The sequence below is a fragment of the Streptomyces sp. genome (assembly GCF_019510245.1).
Classification (GTDB): domain Bacteria; phylum Actinomycetota; class Actinomycetes; order Streptomycetales; family Streptomycetaceae; genus Streptomyces.
Map to the genome: position 1 here is coordinate 16,466 of NZ_JAEKKT010000217.1, position 16,942 is coordinate 33,407.

The following is a 16,942-nucleotide window of genomic DNA, read 5'->3' on the forward strand; positions in this document are numbered from 1 at the left end:
AAGCCGTCCCGTTCGGCGGGCATGAAATCGGTGACGGTCTCGCGGCGCAGCAGGACGACCCGGCCGTCGTCGTGGGGGCCGCGGGGAAGCCCGTCGAGATGCGCGTGCACACCGTCCTGACGTGGCGTCAGATCGCCCGCGAGGACGTCCGGACGGGCCGGCAGGGAGACACCGAGCCGGTCCCCGGTCCGCTCGTACCGGGCCGAGAGGTCCTCCGGCAGCAGGTGGAAGACGCCCTCTTCCTCCTCGGTGCCCCCGGTTCAGCAGCACGCAGGCCATGCGCTCGGCGGGGTCGGTGGCGGTGTGGTCGACGTCCAGGACCACTCCCCGGTGGTCCGGGTCGAGCGGCGGGATGGTGCCGATCCACATGCGGGCGGAGCCGTCCATGGCCGGGATTCAAGCACCCGGCCGACCGGGCCTACCCGGCGGCGGCTCAGGGCAGTTCGACGCTGACCAGGCCGCGCAGCATCCTGCGCAGATGGTCGGGCATGTCGATGGCGTCCGGGCTGAGCAGCCACTGGATCTGCAGGCCGTCGATGAACGCGATGAGGTTCGCCGCCAGCCCCGACGCGTCCACGTGCGGGCGCAGCAGATCCCGTCGCACCAGGTCGTCGACGGCCCGTTGCATCTGCCGGCGGGTGCGTTCGTAGCGTGCGGTGAAGTAGGGGCGCGCCGGGTGGTCCGCCGCGGTGGCCTCGCTCGACAGCACGGCGAACAGGCTCACGATCAGCGGGTTGGCCTGGTTGTGCGCGACCAGCCGGATCATGCTGGCGAAGTACGCCACGCCGTCGCTGTTGACCGCGCCCGACTGGAAGAAGTGCGCGTCGTCCTGGCGCTCGCGTTCCTCGAGGACCGCCTCGAGCAGTGACTCCTTCGTCGGGAAGTGGTGCAGCAGCCCCGCGCGTGACACACCGCAGGCGGCGGCCAGTTGCACCATGCTCGCGTTGCGGTAGCCGACCTGCCCGAACGCGGTGAACGCCGCCTCGATGATCTGGGCGCGCCGGCGTTCCCCCTTGGGGTAGTTCCGCGGGGCCGTGCCCTGTCGCGCCGTCTCTCTCGCCATGGACGAGATGCTAACGACCTCTAGAAACCAGCACCCCTGTCGGTATTCTGTTCCCGGCCGTGCGCCACGCTTCCGGCCGTCCGCCATGAGAGGAGTTCCCCATGTCGACACCGCAGTTGTCGGTCCAGCTCTACTCCGTACGCCATGCCCTGGAGGCCGACGAGGACGCGACCCTCGGCCGCCTGACCGCGCTGGGCCTGAGGAACGTCGAGGCCTTCGGCTTCGTGCACCGGGCCGGCGAACTGGCCGACGCGCTCGACAAGCACGGTCTGTCCGCGCGGACGGGGCACGCCGGCTTCCTGTCGCCCGACGCGGCACCCCCGGCCGACCTCGACGAGACCTTCCGGGCCGCCCGGCGACTGGGCGTGGAGATCCTCTTCGACCCGTTCGTCCCCGCCGAGCGCTGGGCCGACGAGCAGGAGATCGCCCGTACCGCCGCCCTCCTGAACGAGGCCGCCGAGCGCGCCGCCGACCACGGGCTGCGGGTCGGCTACCACAACCACTCCCAGGAGTTCGTCCACACCGTCGCCGGCGTCAACGCCTTCGACCGCTTCGCCGGCCTCCTGCATCCGGAAGTCGCCCTGGAGATAGACCTGTTCTGGGCCGCGGCCGGCGGCAATGACGTCGTCGCCCTCCTGAACCGGCTCGGCTCCCGGGTGCGCGCCCTGCACGTGAAGGACGGACCCGTCATCGACGACCCGTTCACCTCGGGCGCCCCCTTCGACCCCGCCGACACCGGCCAGGTCGCGGCAGGCCGCGGACAGATACCACTGGCTGCCGCGCTGGAGGCGGCCCCGCACGCCGAGTACGCCGTCATCGAGTTCGACCACTACGACGGCGACATCTTCGAGGGCATCGCGACGGGCGTCTCCTACCTGAACGGGAAGGGCATCGCCTGATGGCGGCACGGAACCCGGTCGGCGTCGGCCTCGTCGGCGCCGGCAACATCAGCGACCAGTACCTGACGAACCTCACCAGGTTCCCCGACCTGCGCGTGCTCGTCGTGGGCGACCTGGACACCACGCGCGCCGAGACCCAGGCCCGCAGGTACGGCGTCGAGGAGTGGGGCACCGCGGCCGACGTCCTCGCCCACCCGGACGTCGACATCGTCGTCAACCTGACCGTGCCCGCCGTCCACGCCGAGGTCAGCTCGGCCATCGTCGCCGCGGGCAAACACGTCTGGTCGGAGAAGCCCATCGCCGTCGACCGCTCCGACGCACGAGCCCTGCTCGACCAGGCGGCCGCGGCCGGCCTGCGGGTCGGGGTCGCCCCCGACACGATCCTCGGCCCCGGCCTGCAGACCGCCCTGCGGGCCGTCGCACGCGGCGACATCGGCACCCCGCTGTCCGCGCAGACCGTGATGCAGTACGCCGGACCCGACCTGTGGCACCCCAACCCCGAGTTCCTGTTCGCCAAGGGCGCCGGTCCGCTCCTCGACATGGGCCCCTACTACCTCACCGCCCTCGTCTGCCTGTTCGGCCCGGTCGCCCGTGTCGCCGCGCTCGGTTCCACCGCCCGCGCGGTCCGTACGGTACGCAGCGGCGAGCGCACGGGCACCGAGTTCACCGTCGCCGTACCCACCCACGTCTCCGCGCTCACCCGGTTCGCGGGCGGCGGGGTCGGGCAGAGCGTGTTCAGCTTCGACTCCCCGCTCACCCGCACCGGGTTCGTCGAGATCACCGGCACCGAGGGCACCCTCGTCCTGCCCGACCCCAACACCTTCGCCGGTGACGTCCGGATCACCCGGGTGCAGCAGCGGGGCCAGGACCCGGAGTGGGAGACCGTCCCGCCCGTCGGCATCGAGGCGGGCCGCGGGCTCGGCGTCCTGGACATGGCACGGGCCATCCGCGGGGGACACGCCCACATCGCCACCGGAGACCTCGGCTACCACGTCCTGGACACCATGATGTCCATCGACGAGGCCGTCACCTCCGGCGAGAGCGTCCACGTCACCAGCACCGCCCCCGCGACACCACTCGTCCCCGAGGACCGCGACCCGTACGGAGCCACCCTGTGAACCGCCCCCTGCGTGCCGGATTCATCGGCGGCGGTTTCATGGCGGCCGTCCACACCCGGGCGAGCCGTGCCGCCCGCGGTCACGTGACCGCCCTCGCGAGCTCGACCCCCGAACGCGGCGAGCAGGCCGCACGCGCCCTCGGCGCCGAACGCGCCGAACCGGACGCCCACCGCCTGACCACGGCCGGCGACCTCGACATCATCCACGTCTGCAGCCCCAACCACCTGCACACCGAGCACACCCTGGCGGCACTGGCCGCCGGCGCGCACGTCATCTGCGAGAAGCCCCTCGCGACCACGGCGGCGGACGCCGAACGGCTGGTCCACGGCGCGCGGGAGGCCGGCCGGGTGGCGGCGGTCCCGTTCGTCTACCGCTACCACCCGATGGCCCGGCAGGCCCGCTCCCTGGTGGCCGAGGGCCGACTCGGCACGGTCCTGACCCTGGACGCCGCCTACCTGCAGGACTGGCTCCTCGGCCCCGACGACACCAACTGGCGCGCGGACCCGCAGGCCGGCGGCGCCTCCCGCGCCTTCGCGGACATCGGCTCCCACCTGTGCGACCTCGTCGAGTTCGTCTCCGGACAGCGCATCCACCGCCTCGCCGCCCGCACCCGGACCGTCTTCAGCGAACGTGGCGGCACCGAGGTGACCAACGAGGACACCGCCGCCCTCCTCGTCGAACTCGGCAACGGTGCGCTCGGCACGCTGCTCGTCAGCCAGCTCGCCCCCGGCCGCAAGAACAGTCTCACCCTGGAACTCCACGGCACCCGGCAGAGCGTGCGCTTCGAACAGGAACGCCCCGAGGAACTCTGGATCGGCAGCCGCGACGGCTCACGACTGCTCCTGCGCGACCCCGCCACCGCCGCCCCCGACTCCGCCCGCGTGTCCGTCCTGCCACCCGGACACGCCCTCGGCTACCAGGACGCCTTCACCGCGTTCGTCACCGACGTCTACGACGCCGTACAGGGCGGGCACCCCGAGGGCATGCCGACGTTCGCCGACGGACTCCGCGCCGCACGTCTCACCGAGGCCGTACTGGCCTCCGCCGCGGACCACGGCACCTGGATCGACACCGCACCCGACACCGCACGCGAGACCTCACCCGACGCGGAGGACCGCACATGACCGCAGCCACCCACCCCGTCACCCTGTTCACCGGACAGTGGGCCGACCTCCCCTTCGAGGAGGTCGCCCGCCTCGCCGCCCAGTGGGGGTACGACGGCCTGGAGATCGCCGCCTCGGGAGACCACCTCGACCTCCGGCGCGCCGACGAGGACGACGCCTACGCGGCATCGCGCCTGGAGATCCTCGACCGGCACGGCCTCAAGGTCCACGCCATCTCCAACCACCTCGCGGGACAGGCCGTCTGCGACGCCCCCATCGACTTCCGCCACCAGGCGATCCTGCGCCCGTACGTCTGGGGCGACGGAGAGGCGGAAGGGGTCCGGCAGCGCGCCGCCGAGGACATGAAGCGCGCCGCACGCGTGGCACGCAAACTCGGCGTGGACACCGTCGTCGGCTTCACCGGCTCCTCCATCTGGCCCTACGTCGCCATGTTCCCGCCCGTCCCCGCCTCCGTCATCGACGCCGGCTACGAGGACTTCGCCGCCCGCTGGAACCCGATCCTCGACGTCTTCGACGCCGAGGGAGTGCGCTTCGCCCACGAGATCCACCCCGGCGAGATCGCCTACGACTACTGGACCGGCGTCCGCACCCTGGAGGCGATCGGCCACCGGGACGCCTTCGGCTTCAACTGGGACCCCAGCCACATGATGTGGCAGAACATCGACCCCGTCGCCTTCATCACCGACTTCAAGGACCGCATCTACCACGTCGACTGCAAGGACACCCGCCTGCGCCCCCGCAACGGCCGGGCCGGCGTCCTCGGCTCCCACCAGCCCTGGGGCGATCCGCGCCGCGGCTGGGACTTCGTCTCCACCGGCCACGGCGACGTCCCCTGGGAGGACGCCTTCCGCGCGCTGAAGGCCATCGGCTACGACGGCCCCATCTCCATCGAATGGGAGGACGCCGGCATGGACCGGCTGCACGGTGCCGCCGAGGCGGTCACCTTTGTACGGTCCCTGCTGTGGCCGACCCCGAAGGCGTCCTTCGACGCCGCGTTCAGCAACCAATGACGTCCACCTCGGGCTGAGGCCTTCTCCGCCGTGCCCCGTGCCCCGTGCTCCTGTGCGGCACGGGGCACGGTCGGGAATCCGTGACTCTCCGCCCTCTCATCGGATCACCCCTTGCTTCGCCTATCGAATCTCGATAGATTTCCATCGCGAATCGATGGAAGGTTGGGTCATGGGAAAACTGACGGTGCGTGCGCTGCGTGTCGTGCTCGTCGTGGTGCTCGTCGGCACCGTGTTCGTACAGGCGGGGATGGTCTGGGCGTTGGCCGCCAAACCGGACGACGGATCGCTCCCGCTGACCTCGTTCCGCGTGATCACGATCCTGGGCATGGTGTCGGCCCAGATCGCGCTGGTCTGTGTATGGCGCCTGGTGACGATGGTGCGGCGCGGGACCGTGTTCTCCCACACGGCCTTCCGGTACGTGGACGGCGTGATCGGCGCGATCGTGGCGGCCGCCCTGCTGTGGTTCGCGGTCACGGCCGTCAACGCGCCGGGACAGCGGGACGACCCGGGTGTCAGCGTCATCATGGCCGGGATCGGTCTGGCCGTCCTGGGAGTCGCGCTCATCGTGCTCGTACTGCGGATGCTGCTCGCTCAGGCCGTCGCGCGGGACGGCGAAGCGGCGCGGATGCAGGCCGAGTTGGACGAGGTGATCTGATGCCGATCGCCGTCGACATCGACGTGATGCTGGCCAAGCGGAAGATGTCCGTGGGCGAACTCGCCGACCGTGTGGGAATCACGCCCGCCAACCTGGCTGTGCTCAAGAACGGCCGCGCCAAGGCGGTACGTTTCGCGACCCTCGCCGCGCTCTGCGAGGTGCTCGAGTGCCAGCCGGGCGACCTGCTGCGCTGGGAGGCCGAGGACCCCGCGGACGAACGGGCCGCGCCTGCCGACGCGCCCGGCGGCCACGTCTGATCATCAGGACTTCACCCCTTCGCCCCGGTACGTGTGAACTGCGTGTGGAGGTACTGGAGTTGAGGTTGCGGTCGACCTACCCCGCCGCGGACGAGGGTGCCTAGGCTGCTGTCGTACCCGCATGCCGGCCGGAGGGGGGACGTCGTGCCACGGTCCGACGCGGCGCTGAGGACGCGCACCCGCCTGTTGTCGATGTACAACCTGACCCCGCGGGTGCGGGTACCCGAGGAGCGGCTCCGTCCGCTGACCGACGCACTTGACCTCGGCCGTTTCACCGCACACGTCGACGACGCCGGCCTGTTGCTGCCTCGGCTCGTACTGCACGAGCGCGTACCCGAGATCACGCTTCCCCCGGGCGCGGCACAGGTCGACGGCGCGACGATCACCCTGGCCGTCACCCCCCGGCCAGGATCCCCTGCTCTTCGTGGGCGTCGAGATCGCGGACGACGCGGACGACCCGGACACGATCGCCGGCACTCTCTACGCCACCTGGCAGGACCGTGCGGCGATCCGCGTGGGCGGGCTGCCGCTGACCGAGTGGCTCGACGCGCGGCTGCGTGCGTACGGCGTCCCGGCCCCGTCCGCCGACCAGCCACCGCTCGAGTTCGGCAGGAACGTCCACCAGAGCGTCTTCCCCGGAGCGGAACTCGCCCGAGGGCTGCTGGCCGAGCACGTGTCGGGCGACACGGTCGGCTCGGTGCGACGGTGGACGGCGGTGCCTCGGCAACTGGGCGCCCGGCCGCCACGGGGCGGTGGAGCCGAGCCGCGCCCCGGCGATCCGCTGCGCGGCCCGCAGCGGGGTGACGCCCGTCGAACGGGCCAGGTCGAGAAGGCGGCTGACGGTGTCGCCGATCCCCTCCACCCGCTTTCGGGCCGCCTCGTGGCCGTAGTTCTCCGATTCCCGGCTGAGCGCGTAGATGATGCCGCCGGCACTGGCGACATAGTCCGGGATCCAGACGACGCCGTGCCCGGCGAGATCAGCGGTGACGGACTCGTCGGTGAGCTGGTTGACCTGCCTCGAACGCACCAGGCTGCTGCACAGGCGCGGCATCATCCAGGGATACGAGGCCCAGGTCTCCTGCGCGCACTCAACCGCTCGGTACAGGCGATGGTGGCCACCCAGATCCGGCCGCTGCGCAGGGACGTCGTGGCCGCCTTCGAGGAGTCGGTGACCCAGCTGCCCGAAGTCGTCTCCGTCTGCACGATGGCGGGCAGCGACGACTTCCTCGTCCACGTCACGGCCCAGGACATCGACCATCTGCACGCCTTCATCCTGGACCAGTTCACCAACTGCCGCGAGATCGTCAGCTTCCGTACCTCGATCATCTACCAGCACCTCACCAACCCGGTCCTGGACCCGCTCCCTCCCGGTGGAGGGGAACACGCCTGAGGTTCCCGCGACCCTTGGCACCCGCATACAGGCGCCTGTCCACTTGCCTCCGCCGGGTCTCAGTCGTCTTCGGTGATGAAGTCGGTCAGCGCGGCAGCGACGGCAGCGGGCTGTTCATCGGGAATGAAGTGTCCTGCGTCCGGCACGACGATCCCGGTGGCGTGGTCGGCCCACGGCCTGATGGAAGCCGCCATGTCGGGGATGGAGCCGTGGCTGCCGGAGATCCCGAGAACCGGGACCGTCAGGCGCCGTTGGTCCAGCGCTTCGTGGTTCTTCTGCGCCGACTCGGCGGCGTACCGGTAGTAGGCCAGGGATGCGCGCAGGCCGCCGTCGGCGGCGACGGACGCGGCGTAGTGCTCGATTTCGGCATCGTCGAAGGTGCCGGAGGACAGCGTCTTGACCTTCAGGAACCAGCCGACGTAATCCCGTTCGCGGCCGGCGAGCAGTGTCTCGGGCAGGTCGGGCACGAGGTGGAAGGCGAAGTGCCAGGTCTTCCACGCCTGCTCGGGGTCGGTCGGAATGACCTCGGGGAGTGTGATGCCCGGGATGCCGGCGTCGAGCAGTGCCAGGCCACGCAACTGGTTCTCGTACTTCACGGCGAGAGAAAAGGCGACCCACGCGCCGATGTCGTGGGCGACCAGCCAGTACGTCGAGACTCCGAGCGCCTTGACCGCGGCGTGGACGTGCGCGGCGACCGTGTGCGTGTCGTAGCTGATCTCCGGGCGCTCGGAGTGGCCCTGGCCCGGCAGGTCGATCGCGATGACGTGGAACCGGTCGGCCAGGGTCGGCATCACCTTGCGCCATGCCCACCAGGTCTGCGGGAACCCGGCGAGCAGCACGACGGCTGGACCGTCCGCCTGTCCGCCCTCGACCGCGTGCAGCCGGACGCCGCCCGCGTCCACCCAACGGTGGGTGAAACCGGCCAGGTCGGGCCGCGGCAGGTCGCGGACCGGGTTGCCGCGGGGGGCGCTTGTGGGGTCGTTCATGATTCTCCTCCACTGGTGTGAGGTGTGTAGACCGTGTCGGAAGAGCATTCCGACTGCCGCGCCTGCGAAGCCGGTGCCGACGACAGTGGGGCCACAGCGCGGCCTCGTCGCCCGGAGAAGCCGTGACGAGCACGGCGCCGGCGACGAACGACCGCACCCGGCTTGCCCCGTCATTGGGCCAGGACGCCCGCGGCGCGAGACCAGCAGGACCGTAAGGCCGTCTGCCGGCACAAACGGGACGGCGGCTGTTCCGCTGTGCGGGGTGGCCGGCCGTGATCATGCCTTCACCCTAACTCATCTTGAACCAATCAGTTCAAGATGAGATGGTGGTCTCCACCAGGACGGAAGGGCAGGAGGGAGGACCGGCATGGCAGGCAAAAGGCAGTTCGACCTCGCCACGGCACTTGATGCCGCGATGATCCAGTTCTGGCGGGCCGGCTACGCCGACACCTCGGTGGACGACCTGTCCCGGGCGACCGGACTCAACCGCAGCTCCATCTACTCCTCCCTCGGCGACAAGGACACACTCTTCATGCGCTGTCTGGAGCGCTACACCACGCGGTACGGAGACAAGTACGACGCCGCGTTGTCCTGCGCCGCCGACCGCCCCCTGGCAGCCGCGCGGGCGTTCTTCGACGTCACCCTGGAACGCATCGCGGACCCTGGCCTGCCCGACGGATGCCTGGTGGCGCAAACGGTCATGGCGACACCAGTGCTCAGCGCGAGCGTCGCGGCGCGAGCACGGGAGGCGATCGGCTTCCAGCACAACCGGCTGCGCACCGCGCTGAAGGCCGGCCGACTGCACGACGAGGCGGCCGAGTCCTTCGCGACCCACCTTGCGGCCGTGAACCAGTCCCTCGCCGTCATGAGCAGAGCCGGAACGAGCACGGAGCAGCTGCGCGCCATCGTCGACGTGACCCTCGACGCACTTGCGCGGACTCTCGGCGCGAGCGACTGAGATGCGTCCGGCAGACCGGACTCCGCCGTCTGCCCGGCTCGCCCGGCCTCGAGCTGTCTGAGGAGCTCGGGCTCGAAACCGATGGTGTTGACCGCCCCCGGCAGGCAGTGCTGGAGTCGGCACGTGGACAGCATCCCCGCCAACCGGCGGTTCTGGAACCAGATCAGCAGCGCCTACCAGCACGAGCACGACCCGCACATCGGCGCCGCACCCCGGCTGTGGGGCATGTACTCCATCCCCGACGCGCACCTGCACGCCCTGGGCGACGTCACCGGCAAGCGCGTCCTCGAACTCGGCTGCGGCGCCGGCCAGTGGTCCAGGGCGCTGGCCGCCGAGGGCGCCACCGTGGTCGGTCTCGACCTGTCCGAAGCCCAACTCGCCGCCGCGTCCCGCACGATGGGCGCCGCCCGCTACCCGCTGGTGCAAGGCGCCGCCGAACAGCTCCCCTTCGCCGCCGACAGCTTCGACCTGGTGTTCTGCGACTTCGGCGGGCTCAGCTGGGCGCCCCCGCATCTGGCCGTCCCGGAGGCCGCACGCGTCCTGGGCCGAGGCGGGCGCCTGGTGTTCAACGTCGCCAGCCCATGGTTCGAAGCCTGCTACGACGAAGCCGCCGGCCGCGTGACCACGACGCTCCAGCAGGACTACTTCGGGCTGAACACCATCGCCGAGGACGAGGGCGCGACCAGCTATCAGCTCACCTACGGCGACTGGGTCAGGGTCCTGCGCGGCGCTGGTCTCGTCATCGACGACCTCATCGAGCCGCGGCCCGAACCCGGAACACCCAACGGCTACAACGAGACCGACCCACCCGACTGGGCACATCGCTGGCCGGCGGAACTGCTCTGGGTAACCCGCAAACCGTAGGTTCCGCCGCATCGAGACGCGAGGGCATCTCCTCGCCGGACAGGCCTAGAGACTGTCCGGCGGACCTTTTCCGACGGTTGCCAGCAAGTTCGTGACCAGGGGACTGCGGTTGTTCTTGCGCCAGGCGACGGCCACTCGTGTGCGGGCGGTGCCGGGTGCGATCCTGCGGAAGGCGATGCCTTTGAGGCGGATGCGACGGATGCTCGCCGGAGCCAGGGAGACGCCCAGACCCGTTTCCACAAGGGCGCACACGGTTTGCCACTCCACCGCGTGCTGGACTATCTGCGGTGCGAACCCTGCTGCGGTGCACAGGCCGATGATCTGGTCATGCAGTGTCGGGCCGGCCGTGCGGGGCAGGAGCACGAAGGGTGATTGCGCCAACTGATCAAGCCGTACGGTCCGTTGGCCGGCCAGGGGATGGGCGGACGGCAGCACGGCCACGAAAGGCTCGCTGAGTACCGTGCTGAAGCCGAGCTCTGTCTCGTCGGTGGGGGGTTCGCGCAGGAGACCGATGTCGATGGCCTTGTCGTGCAGGGCGGCGATCTGTGGAGCGGTGGTCATCTCGTGGATGTCCAGGTGCACTCCGGGAAACCGGTCATGGTAGGTGCGCAGCAGGCCGGGCAGGACAGTCAGCGCGAGCGAAGCCGCGAAGCCGATCCGCAGGCGGCCGGCCTGGCCACTGCCGACGGCGCGGGCCGCGGCCAGGCCGTCCGCGAGGTCGGTGAGTGCCCGCCGGGCGACGGGCAGCAGTTCGCTGCCGGCTGGGGTCAGGGCGACATGCCCTGGAGCCCGGGTGAACAGTGCGTGGCCGACCTTGTCCTCCAGGCGGCGGATCTGCTGGCTCAGCGGCGGCTGGGCGATGCCCAGGCGGCCGGCCGCGTGGCCGAAGTGGAGTTCCTCCGCGAGCACGACGAAGGCGTGCAGCTGCGGCAGGGGGAGTTCGGGGCGCTCCATACGCCCAGAGATATCAGATCATGCATGCGGCCGTATTAGACGTATCGATGCCGGTCTCTTAACGTTCGGCGCATGACAGAGCGACGCGCGATCCTCGGTGGCTCGGCCTTTGAGGAGCAGATCGGCTATGCCCGCGCCGTGGTCGACGGCGACCGCGTGCACGTGTCCGGGACTACCGGGTTCGACTACGCCACCATGACGATCTCCGACGACGTGGTGGAGCAGGCCGAGCAGTGCCTGCGCAACATCGAGGCCGCACTGGCCGAGGCGAACTGCACCTTCGCCGACGTGGTGCGGGTACGCTATCTGCTGCCTGACCGCGAAGACTTCGAACCCTGCTGGCCGGTCCTGCGGCGGTGCTTCGGCGACGTCCGTCCCGCCGCAACGATGCTCGTGTGCGGTCTCGCCGACCCACGGATGAAGATCGAGATAGAGGTGGACGCGCGGCGGCACGTCCCACCCCGTGCCGGCGCGACGAGCAACGACTCGCAAGCGCCTGCCGGGCCCGTCGAGGCCTTTGAACCCCCCTATTAGGCTGCCGTCTTCACCACGGTGCGGACCCGGGACCAGAGCGGCTACGGCGAGACGAGTGCGCACTGGGAAGACCTGGTGAAGGACGTCTCCCCGGATAACCGGGGATGGGACCACGCGCAAACTCCCGGCGGGCTGGGCATCACCGTCAGCTACTTCCGCGACGCCGGCGCCCTCTCGGAGTGGCGGACCAGGGTGCGAAACGGGTGCATTCGCTGACCGAGCCAGGCGCCGCGAGCACCTGCCCTCGCTCACCCCCGCCAGCCGCCGTTCCACGCATCGACAGGCCCACGTTCATGCCAGTACTCGCCTCGTCGACGGACCGACGGACCGACGGACCGACGGACCGACGGCACGCCCGCCCACGCTCGATCCGGCCGGTCACCACGACACCCTGCCCTGGTTCCGGCGGAAGAACGCGGACGTCACACTGGGAGAAGTTGCCCTCGAGCCCGCGGTCGACGTTGAGCACGACAATGCGCGACGCCCCCTCGCGCAGCGCCCGGGCGATGCCGTGCGGGACGTAACCGAGTTCGCGGGCGGCCGCCATGACCCGCTCGCGGGTGGCGGTGGAGATGGTCCGCCGTGGGTCGTCGTTCAGTACGAAACTCACCGTCGCCCGCGACACACCGACGCCATGGCCACGTCGGTCGACGTCACCCGGCCACAACGGACCATGCCCGGACTCCCTTTCCGCGGACCACACATCGAGCCCGAACGGTGCGCCGATGCGTGGTCCGGTCAGGGCGATGAAGCGGCTGTCCGCCCACCTTACGCGGTAGATCGATTCAGTCACGCCCGTACGGGAAGGTGCAGCAGGTCCTTGCCCAGGACCATCGAGCCGGCGAAACCGCCCCGGCGTGCGCTGTCCTTGAGCAGCCTGTGCCAGGTCGCGTCCGGGATCACCCCCGGGTCGCCGGGGCTGAGGTGGGTGGCGACCAGCGTGCCCACGTCGGCCTGCGCCGCGATCCTCCCGAGGTCGGCGACGTTCGTGTGGGTGGCGAGGATGTGGTCGACCAGGGCCTGGGGGAGTCCAAGGTCCACCAACGCGGCCGGGTACATGGCTTCGTGCACCAGGACGTCCGCGTGCCGGGCCAGTCCGACGAGGTTCGGGGTGGGTGGCGTGTCTGCGGAGAAGACGACACTGCCGTGATCGGTGTCGAACCGGTAGGCGTAGGCCGGGTACACCGCGCCGTGCGGCACCAGTACGGCGGTGACCTTGACCGTGTCGTCCTCCATGACGGTGAAGGGGGCCATGTCCGGGGCGGTGTGCGTCGCCGATGCGCCGGTGTCCGACGGCGGCAGCACGTCGTGGACGCGCAGCAGTGTCAGGGGATCGGTGCCGGTGTGCTCGCTCATGAAGAAGGTGGGCGACGCGGCGTAGGCGCGTGCTGCCAGCTCTGTCATCTCCGTGGTGCCCGGGACCGCGCCCGGTGCGACGGCCACGGTCGAGTCGATTCCGGCCGGGCCCGGCCCGTAGACGTCGACCGGGGTGGTGAAGCCGGCGGTGCCCGAGGCACCTGCGGCGAGCAGAGGGAAGGCGAAGTAGTCCACGAGGTGGTCGGCGTGCAGGTGGGGCAGGAAGATGCCGGTGAGCGACGGCATGGACAGGCCCGCCCGCATGCACTGGCTGACCGCTCCGCGCCCGCAGTCGACGACGTACGTCCTGCCCTCGACGACCAGGGCGGAGGAGATGCCGTACCCCGTGGCCAGCGGTGGCGGGCCACCGTTGGTGCCCAGCAGGGTCAGGGACAGCGGCGCGCCGGACCGGGACGCCGGCCGCGCCTGTTGCGCGGCCGCGATCTGTGCGCCGCTCCACTGCGCTGCGGACACGGCGGCCGTGGCGGCGAGTCCCGCGAGCACCGTCCTTCGGGTGGACGTCTGAGGAGGCAGCTGGCCGGCCTCGGCGGCGTCGCGGTTGCCTGGTGACATGTCAGCTGCGGCTCGGCACATACGGGGGCACCTTTCTTCAACTCACCAGAGAGGGCGCACGGATGGGGTGGGCTCACGGTGTGTCATGACCCAACGGGAGACCTCTGCGGTCTCTCCTGTGCTGTGCCCACGGTGTCCACCGGCCCGGAATGTGTCTACAGCCCGGTACGAATGGGCCCCTTCAGGCAGCGCAACCTTAGAGGTCGGAGCCCGAAGTCCTTCGGGGGTTGATCATGCTGTTGGTGCGACGGAGGATTTTTCCTGGCGACGGAGGATTTTTCCTGGCGATCGAGTGTGTGTTGGTCTAGACGGGCGACCTCGGCGACCTGCACGGAGGTGAAGCGCTGTGGGCGTCCGGAGCGCTTGCGGTCGGCCAGGGCGGTCAGGCCGCCGTCGGCGAAGCGGCTCCGCCAGGTGCGCACGGTGTCCAGGTGCGCTCCCGTTTCGCGGGCGATGCGCGCGTTGCCGCGCCGCGGGCGGCGTGCAGCACGATCTGTGCCCGTACCCGGTCCTGGTGCGGGGTCTTGTGGCCGTAGGCCGCCTTCTTCGGCCGGTGCCCTTCGGCGACGGTCAGAGAGATCGGCCGGGCGGCGGCAACGGGCATGGCAGGCAAGCCGATCAGCAGAATGGATCACGATGGGTGGCAGCCTGCCGCATCCGCTCCCATGCCGGTCGGGCGGGTTTTGGAAAGCTCAGGTGGATGGGCTGCCGGTTGCCGAACTCGATCACGGCGTCCACACCCATCGCAGGCGTCGGTGCCAAGCTGCTGCCGGTGCGCAGTCGGACCAGGTCGGCCAGCCCGGCCCGGAACTGGTCAGCCGGACGGCATTCCCGCAACCACGATCACTACGCCGGCGACGATTGGCGTCATTGCGGCCTGCTGCACGGTGTTTCCGCCCGGCCGGAAGGTGAGCGCGGCAACGCGCCATGCACTGGTCATGGCCTTCAGGCCAGGCACAGCGCGCCGACTCTGTGACGCGCCCTCCGCCCCGTCACATTTACCTGCCGGGGTGCTGACCGCGAAGGAATTCTCCGAGCAGCCTGGTGAGTTCTTCCTGGTCGTCGGGCTTCATGTGGGTGAGCAGTCCGGCGGCTACGTCGCGGGCGGTGTCGCGGGCCTGCGAGAGGACCATGGTGCCGTGTTCGGTCAGGGTGACCGCGCGGACACGGCGGTCACCTGGTGCTGGATCCCTGCGTACGAGGCCTTTGGCTTCGAGGTCGTCGACAAGTCGCACCATGGATGCCTTGTCGCTGCCGATCAGGTCGATCAGTTGACGCTGGCTGCGCGGCGCTCGGTCCAGTTGGTTGAGCACTGCGAAGTGCCGCCCCTCGATGCCCAACGGAGCGAGGGCTGTACTGAATGCGGCCGCAGCGCGTTGGTGTGCGCCGCGCAGCAGAAAGCCGATCTCGTAGCTGGTTGGACCGTCGCCTGGCATCCCGGTCTCGTTGTCGGTTCGACCACTCATGGCTACCAGAGTAGTGGAGCAGAAGAGCCGACCGGAAAGGTTACACATCGAATGGTTCCATGTGGCACTATCGCCGTATGGCCAAGACAACGGCAGGACCCACCCCGTGGGCGCGATGGATGTTCCGGACGACGGTGACGACCGAAGCCCTGTTGGCCTTCGCGCAGCCAGTGCTCATCGGCGGTTTCCTGCAGGGACACTATGCGTCACTGCAGCTGCACAAGGAGAACGCCACCTTCACCGGGGTAACCGCGATGGTGATGCTGCTGGCCGCCGTACTGCAGTGGCGACCTGGACGGGGGCCGGCCTGGCCGGTCTTCGCCAGCCTCACCGTCGTCGCGGCGATCGTCGCGCAGATCATCATGGGGTACGCACGGACCCTCGCCGTCCATGTGCCGCTGGGGGTCTTGATCATAACCGGTGACGTGCTGCTGCTGGTTTGGGCGTGGAAGCCCGTTCGGGCTGTCGCGGATGACGCGGGGGCCCCCGCTGAGACGGTTGCTGCGGGCACCGGGCACGCCTCATGAACCGGCCGATCAGCCGACGCGGCCTTCTTGGCCTGGCGGCGCTGGGCGCCGGAGGGGCAGCCGCCATGACGGCCGGCGTTCTGGTACTGCCGCCCTGGCTTAGAGGTAGCGCGGATAGGGGTGTGGTCATGGTCGGCGGTTGGGTCGTTCGTCCCAGCGGTAGGTGGTCCATCCCCGTCGGATCAGGCTGCGTACGGTGATGATTGTGTCGGCGAGGTCGAAGAAGGCGTCGATGGCAGTCGCCCGGCGCTCGTAGCAGCGGGCGAGGCGGTGGAAGGCGTTTTGCCAGGCGTGGGTGCGTTCCACGTGCCAGCGCTGGCTGGCCTGGATGGGTGCCTTCTCGCCTTTGTGTGCGATGCGGCCGTGGAAGCCGCGATCGTTAAGCAGCGCGCGGGTCTTGTCCGAGTCGTAGCCGGCGTCCAGGTGGACGGTGATGTCGTCGGGTAACGGGCCGAGGTCGTCCAGGCGGTCCAGGGTGGGGGCGAGTAACGGGGAGTCGTGGCGGTTGGCGCCGGCCAGGACACGACCCAGCGGAATGCCGTATCCGTCTGTCATGCCCGAGCGTTTGAGGCCCTGTTTGCCGCGGTCGACTGGTGAACGACCGGCTGCCTCGCCGCCTCCGGGCGCCTTGGTGATAGAGCCATCGACGGCGATCTGGTCGAGGACGAGGCCGACGATCCGGTCGTAGGAGTTCAGCGCGATCTGCTTGAGCCGGGCGAAGACACCGAGCGCGATCCACTCGTCGCGGCGGGTGCGGATCGTGGTGGCCGAGCAGGTCGTGTCGGCGATCGCCTCGTACGAACAGCCGAAGCGCAGCAGTTGCAGCATCTTGTCGAAGATGATCCGGTCACTGATGCGCCGGCGGTGGCAGCCGAGCGGATGGTCCGGATGGAACTGCGGCCGCTCGGGAAGCAGGGCCGTGAATTGGTCCCAGAGCGGTTCGGTCAGCCATGATGGAAGCGCGGGCACAGGTCTCCCCAGTGATCACAGAGCGTCGCAACTCCATGATCACTAGGACCTGTGCCCGTTCTGTTGCCGGCGTCCCCAACCACGCCTATCCGCGCGGCCTCTAACACCTTCGTGGGGGATCCATAGTGACAACCTCTCAACTGATACCGGACCAGAAACCAGGTGCGGCCCGCCGGCAGGGGCGCCCCGGCATCGCGCTCACCGTGATTGCCGCCTGTCAGCTCATGGTGGTACTCGAC

Annotated in this window: 21 protein-coding genes and 1 pseudogene; 11 read left to right on the forward strand and 11 right to left on the reverse strand. The window is 69.9% G+C overall.

What is annotated here, in order from left to right:
• Positions 1 to 433: 433 nt before the first annotated feature.
• The gene (locus tag JF597_RS43505) at positions 434 to 1,063 is read right to left on the reverse strand and encodes a TetR/AcrR family transcriptional regulator (protein ID WP_294009781.1); all 630 of its coding nucleotides are present in this window, start codon (positions 1,061 to 1,063) and stop codon (positions 434 to 436) included.
• Between the two features lie 101 nt (positions 1,064 to 1,164).
• Here JF597_RS43505 and JF597_RS43510 point away from each other — a divergent pair, with 101 nt between their 5' ends.
• From JF597_RS43510 to JF597_RS43535, 6 genes are all read left to right on the forward strand, one after another.
• Positions 1,165 to 1,962, forward strand: coding sequence for a sugar phosphate isomerase/epimerase (locus JF597_RS43510; RefSeq protein ID WP_294009784.1), 798 nt, complete (start codon positions 1,165 to 1,167; stop codon positions 1,960 to 1,962).
• Positions 1,962 to 3,080 carry a Gfo/Idh/MocA family oxidoreductase gene (locus JF597_RS43515; protein ID WP_294009787.1) on the forward strand — a complete coding sequence of 373 codons (1,119 nt, stop codon included), beginning with the start codon at positions 1,962 to 1,964 and terminating at the stop codon, positions 3,078 to 3,080. The genes JF597_RS43510 and JF597_RS43515 overlap by 1 nt, the downstream gene beginning before the upstream one ends.
• Positions 3,077 to 4,204: a Gfo/Idh/MocA family oxidoreductase gene (locus JF597_RS43520; protein WP_294009789.1), complete on the forward strand. Its 1,128-nt coding sequence runs from the start codon at positions 3,077 to 3,079 to the stop codon at positions 4,202 to 4,204. The genes JF597_RS43515 and JF597_RS43520 overlap by 4 nt, the downstream gene beginning before the upstream one ends.
• The gene (locus JF597_RS43525) at positions 4,201 to 5,214 is read left to right on the forward strand and encodes a sugar phosphate isomerase/epimerase (RefSeq protein WP_294009792.1); all 1,014 of its coding nucleotides are present in this window, start codon (positions 4,201 to 4,203) and stop codon (positions 5,212 to 5,214) included. Before JF597_RS43520 ends, JF597_RS43525 begins: the two co-directional genes overlap by 4 nt.
• Before the next feature lie 169 nt (positions 5,215 to 5,383).
• The gene (locus JF597_RS43530) at positions 5,384 to 5,869 is read left to right on the forward strand and encodes a DUF2975 domain-containing protein (RefSeq protein ID WP_294009794.1); all 486 of its coding nucleotides are present in this window, start codon (positions 5,384 to 5,386) and stop codon (positions 5,867 to 5,869) included.
• Entirely contained in the window at positions 5,869 to 6,126 is a 258-nt protein-coding gene (locus JF597_RS43535; RefSeq protein ID WP_294009797.1) for a helix-turn-helix transcriptional regulator, read from the forward strand. The genes JF597_RS43530 and JF597_RS43535 overlap by 1 nt, the downstream gene beginning before the upstream one ends.
• Before the next feature lie 394 nt (positions 6,127 to 6,520).
• Here JF597_RS43535 and JF597_RS43540 read toward each other — a convergent pair whose 3' ends face one another.
• On the reverse strand, positions 6,521 to 7,180 hold the full coding sequence (locus JF597_RS43540) for a hypothetical protein (RefSeq protein WP_294009800.1): 660 nt from the start codon (positions 7,178 to 7,180) through the stop codon (positions 6,521 to 6,523).
• Between the two features lie 54 nt (positions 7,181 to 7,234).
• On the opposite strand from JF597_RS43540, the gene JF597_RS43545 reads away from it, so the two are divergent.
• A complete protein-coding gene (locus JF597_RS43545; RefSeq protein WP_294009803.1) occupies positions 7,235 to 7,516 on the forward strand; it encodes an Lrp/AsnC ligand binding domain-containing protein in 282 nt (93 codons plus the stop codon).
• Positions 7,517 to 7,575: 59 nt separating this feature from the next.
• On the opposite strand, the gene JF597_RS43550 is transcribed toward JF597_RS43545, so the two are convergent.
• A complete protein-coding gene (locus JF597_RS43550; protein WP_294009805.1) occupies positions 7,576 to 8,502 on the reverse strand; it encodes an alpha/beta hydrolase in 927 nt (308 codons plus the stop codon).
• A 367-nt stretch (positions 8,503 to 8,869) separates the two neighbouring features.
• Between JF597_RS43550 and JF597_RS43555 the strand changes: the two genes are divergently transcribed.
• Positions 8,870 to 9,460: a TetR/AcrR family transcriptional regulator gene (locus tag JF597_RS43555; protein ID WP_294009807.1), complete on the forward strand. Its 591-nt coding sequence runs from the start codon at positions 8,870 to 8,872 to the stop codon at positions 9,458 to 9,460.
• 123 nt (positions 9,461 to 9,583) lie between these two features.
• Complete coding sequence (locus JF597_RS43560; protein ID WP_294009810.1) at positions 9,584 to 10,324, forward strand: class I SAM-dependent methyltransferase; 741 nt, start codon at positions 9,584 to 9,586, stop codon at positions 10,322 to 10,324.
• A gap of 45 nt (positions 10,325 to 10,369) precedes the next feature.
• Here JF597_RS43560 and JF597_RS43565 read toward each other — a convergent pair whose 3' ends face one another.
• Positions 10,370 to 11,278, reverse strand: coding sequence for a LysR family transcriptional regulator (locus JF597_RS43565; RefSeq protein WP_294009813.1), 909 nt, complete (start codon positions 11,276 to 11,278; stop codon positions 10,370 to 10,372).
• Between the two features lie 72 nt (positions 11,279 to 11,350).
• On the opposite strand from JF597_RS43565, the gene JF597_RS43570 reads away from it, so the two are divergent.
• Positions 11,351 to 11,812, forward strand: coding sequence for a RidA family protein (locus JF597_RS43570; protein ID WP_294009815.1), 462 nt, complete (start codon positions 11,351 to 11,353; stop codon positions 11,810 to 11,812).
• 427 nt (positions 11,813 to 12,239) lie between these two features.
• Here JF597_RS43570 and JF597_RS43575 read toward each other — a convergent pair.
• From JF597_RS43575 to JF597_RS43600, 6 genes and pseudogenes are all read right to left on the reverse strand, one after another.
• Positions 12,240 to 12,487 (reverse strand): annotated as a pseudogene (locus tag JF597_RS43575) (LacI family DNA-binding transcriptional regulator); the annotation flags it as partial.
• Positions 12,488 to 12,601: 114 nt separating this feature from the next.
• Positions 12,602 to 13,741, reverse strand: coding sequence for an MBL fold metallo-hydrolase (locus tag JF597_RS43580; protein WP_294009818.1), 1,140 nt, complete (start codon positions 13,739 to 13,741; stop codon positions 12,602 to 12,604).
• A gap of 155 nt (positions 13,742 to 13,896) precedes the next feature.
• Positions 13,897 to 14,163: a helix-turn-helix domain-containing protein gene (locus JF597_RS43585; protein WP_294009821.1), complete on the reverse strand. Its 267-nt coding sequence runs from the start codon at positions 14,161 to 14,163 to the stop codon at positions 13,897 to 13,899.
• Positions 14,124 to 14,345 (reverse strand): hypothetical protein, encoded by a 222-nt coding sequence (locus JF597_RS43590; protein WP_294009823.1) that lies wholly within the window; start codon positions 14,343 to 14,345, stop codon positions 14,124 to 14,126. Before JF597_RS43590 ends, JF597_RS43585 begins: the two co-directional genes overlap by 40 nt.
• Positions 14,346 to 14,555: 210 nt before the next feature.
• Positions 14,556 to 14,681 (reverse strand): hypothetical protein, encoded by a 126-nt coding sequence (locus JF597_RS43595; RefSeq protein ID WP_294009826.1) that lies wholly within the window; start codon positions 14,679 to 14,681, stop codon positions 14,556 to 14,558.
• A gap of 58 nt (positions 14,682 to 14,739) precedes the next feature.
• Positions 14,740 to 15,207 carry a MarR family transcriptional regulator gene (locus tag JF597_RS43600; protein WP_294009827.1) on the reverse strand — a complete coding sequence of 156 codons (468 nt, stop codon included), beginning with the start codon at positions 15,205 to 15,207 and terminating at the stop codon, positions 14,740 to 14,742.
• 77 nt (positions 15,208 to 15,284) lie between these two features.
• Here JF597_RS43600 and JF597_RS43605 point away from each other — a divergent pair, with 77 nt between their 5' ends.
• On the forward strand, positions 15,285 to 15,734 hold the full coding sequence (locus tag JF597_RS43605) for a hypothetical protein (RefSeq protein ID WP_294009830.1): 450 nt from the start codon (positions 15,285 to 15,287) through the stop codon (positions 15,732 to 15,734).
• Positions 15,735 to 15,860: 126 nt separating this feature from the next.
• On the opposite strand, the gene JF597_RS43610 is transcribed toward JF597_RS43605, so the two are convergent.
• A complete protein-coding gene (locus tag JF597_RS43610) occupies positions 15,861 to 16,703 on the reverse strand; it encodes an IS5 family transposase (RefSeq protein WP_294009833.1) in 843 nt (280 codons plus the stop codon).
• Positions 16,704 to 16,942 lie beyond the last annotated feature (239 nt).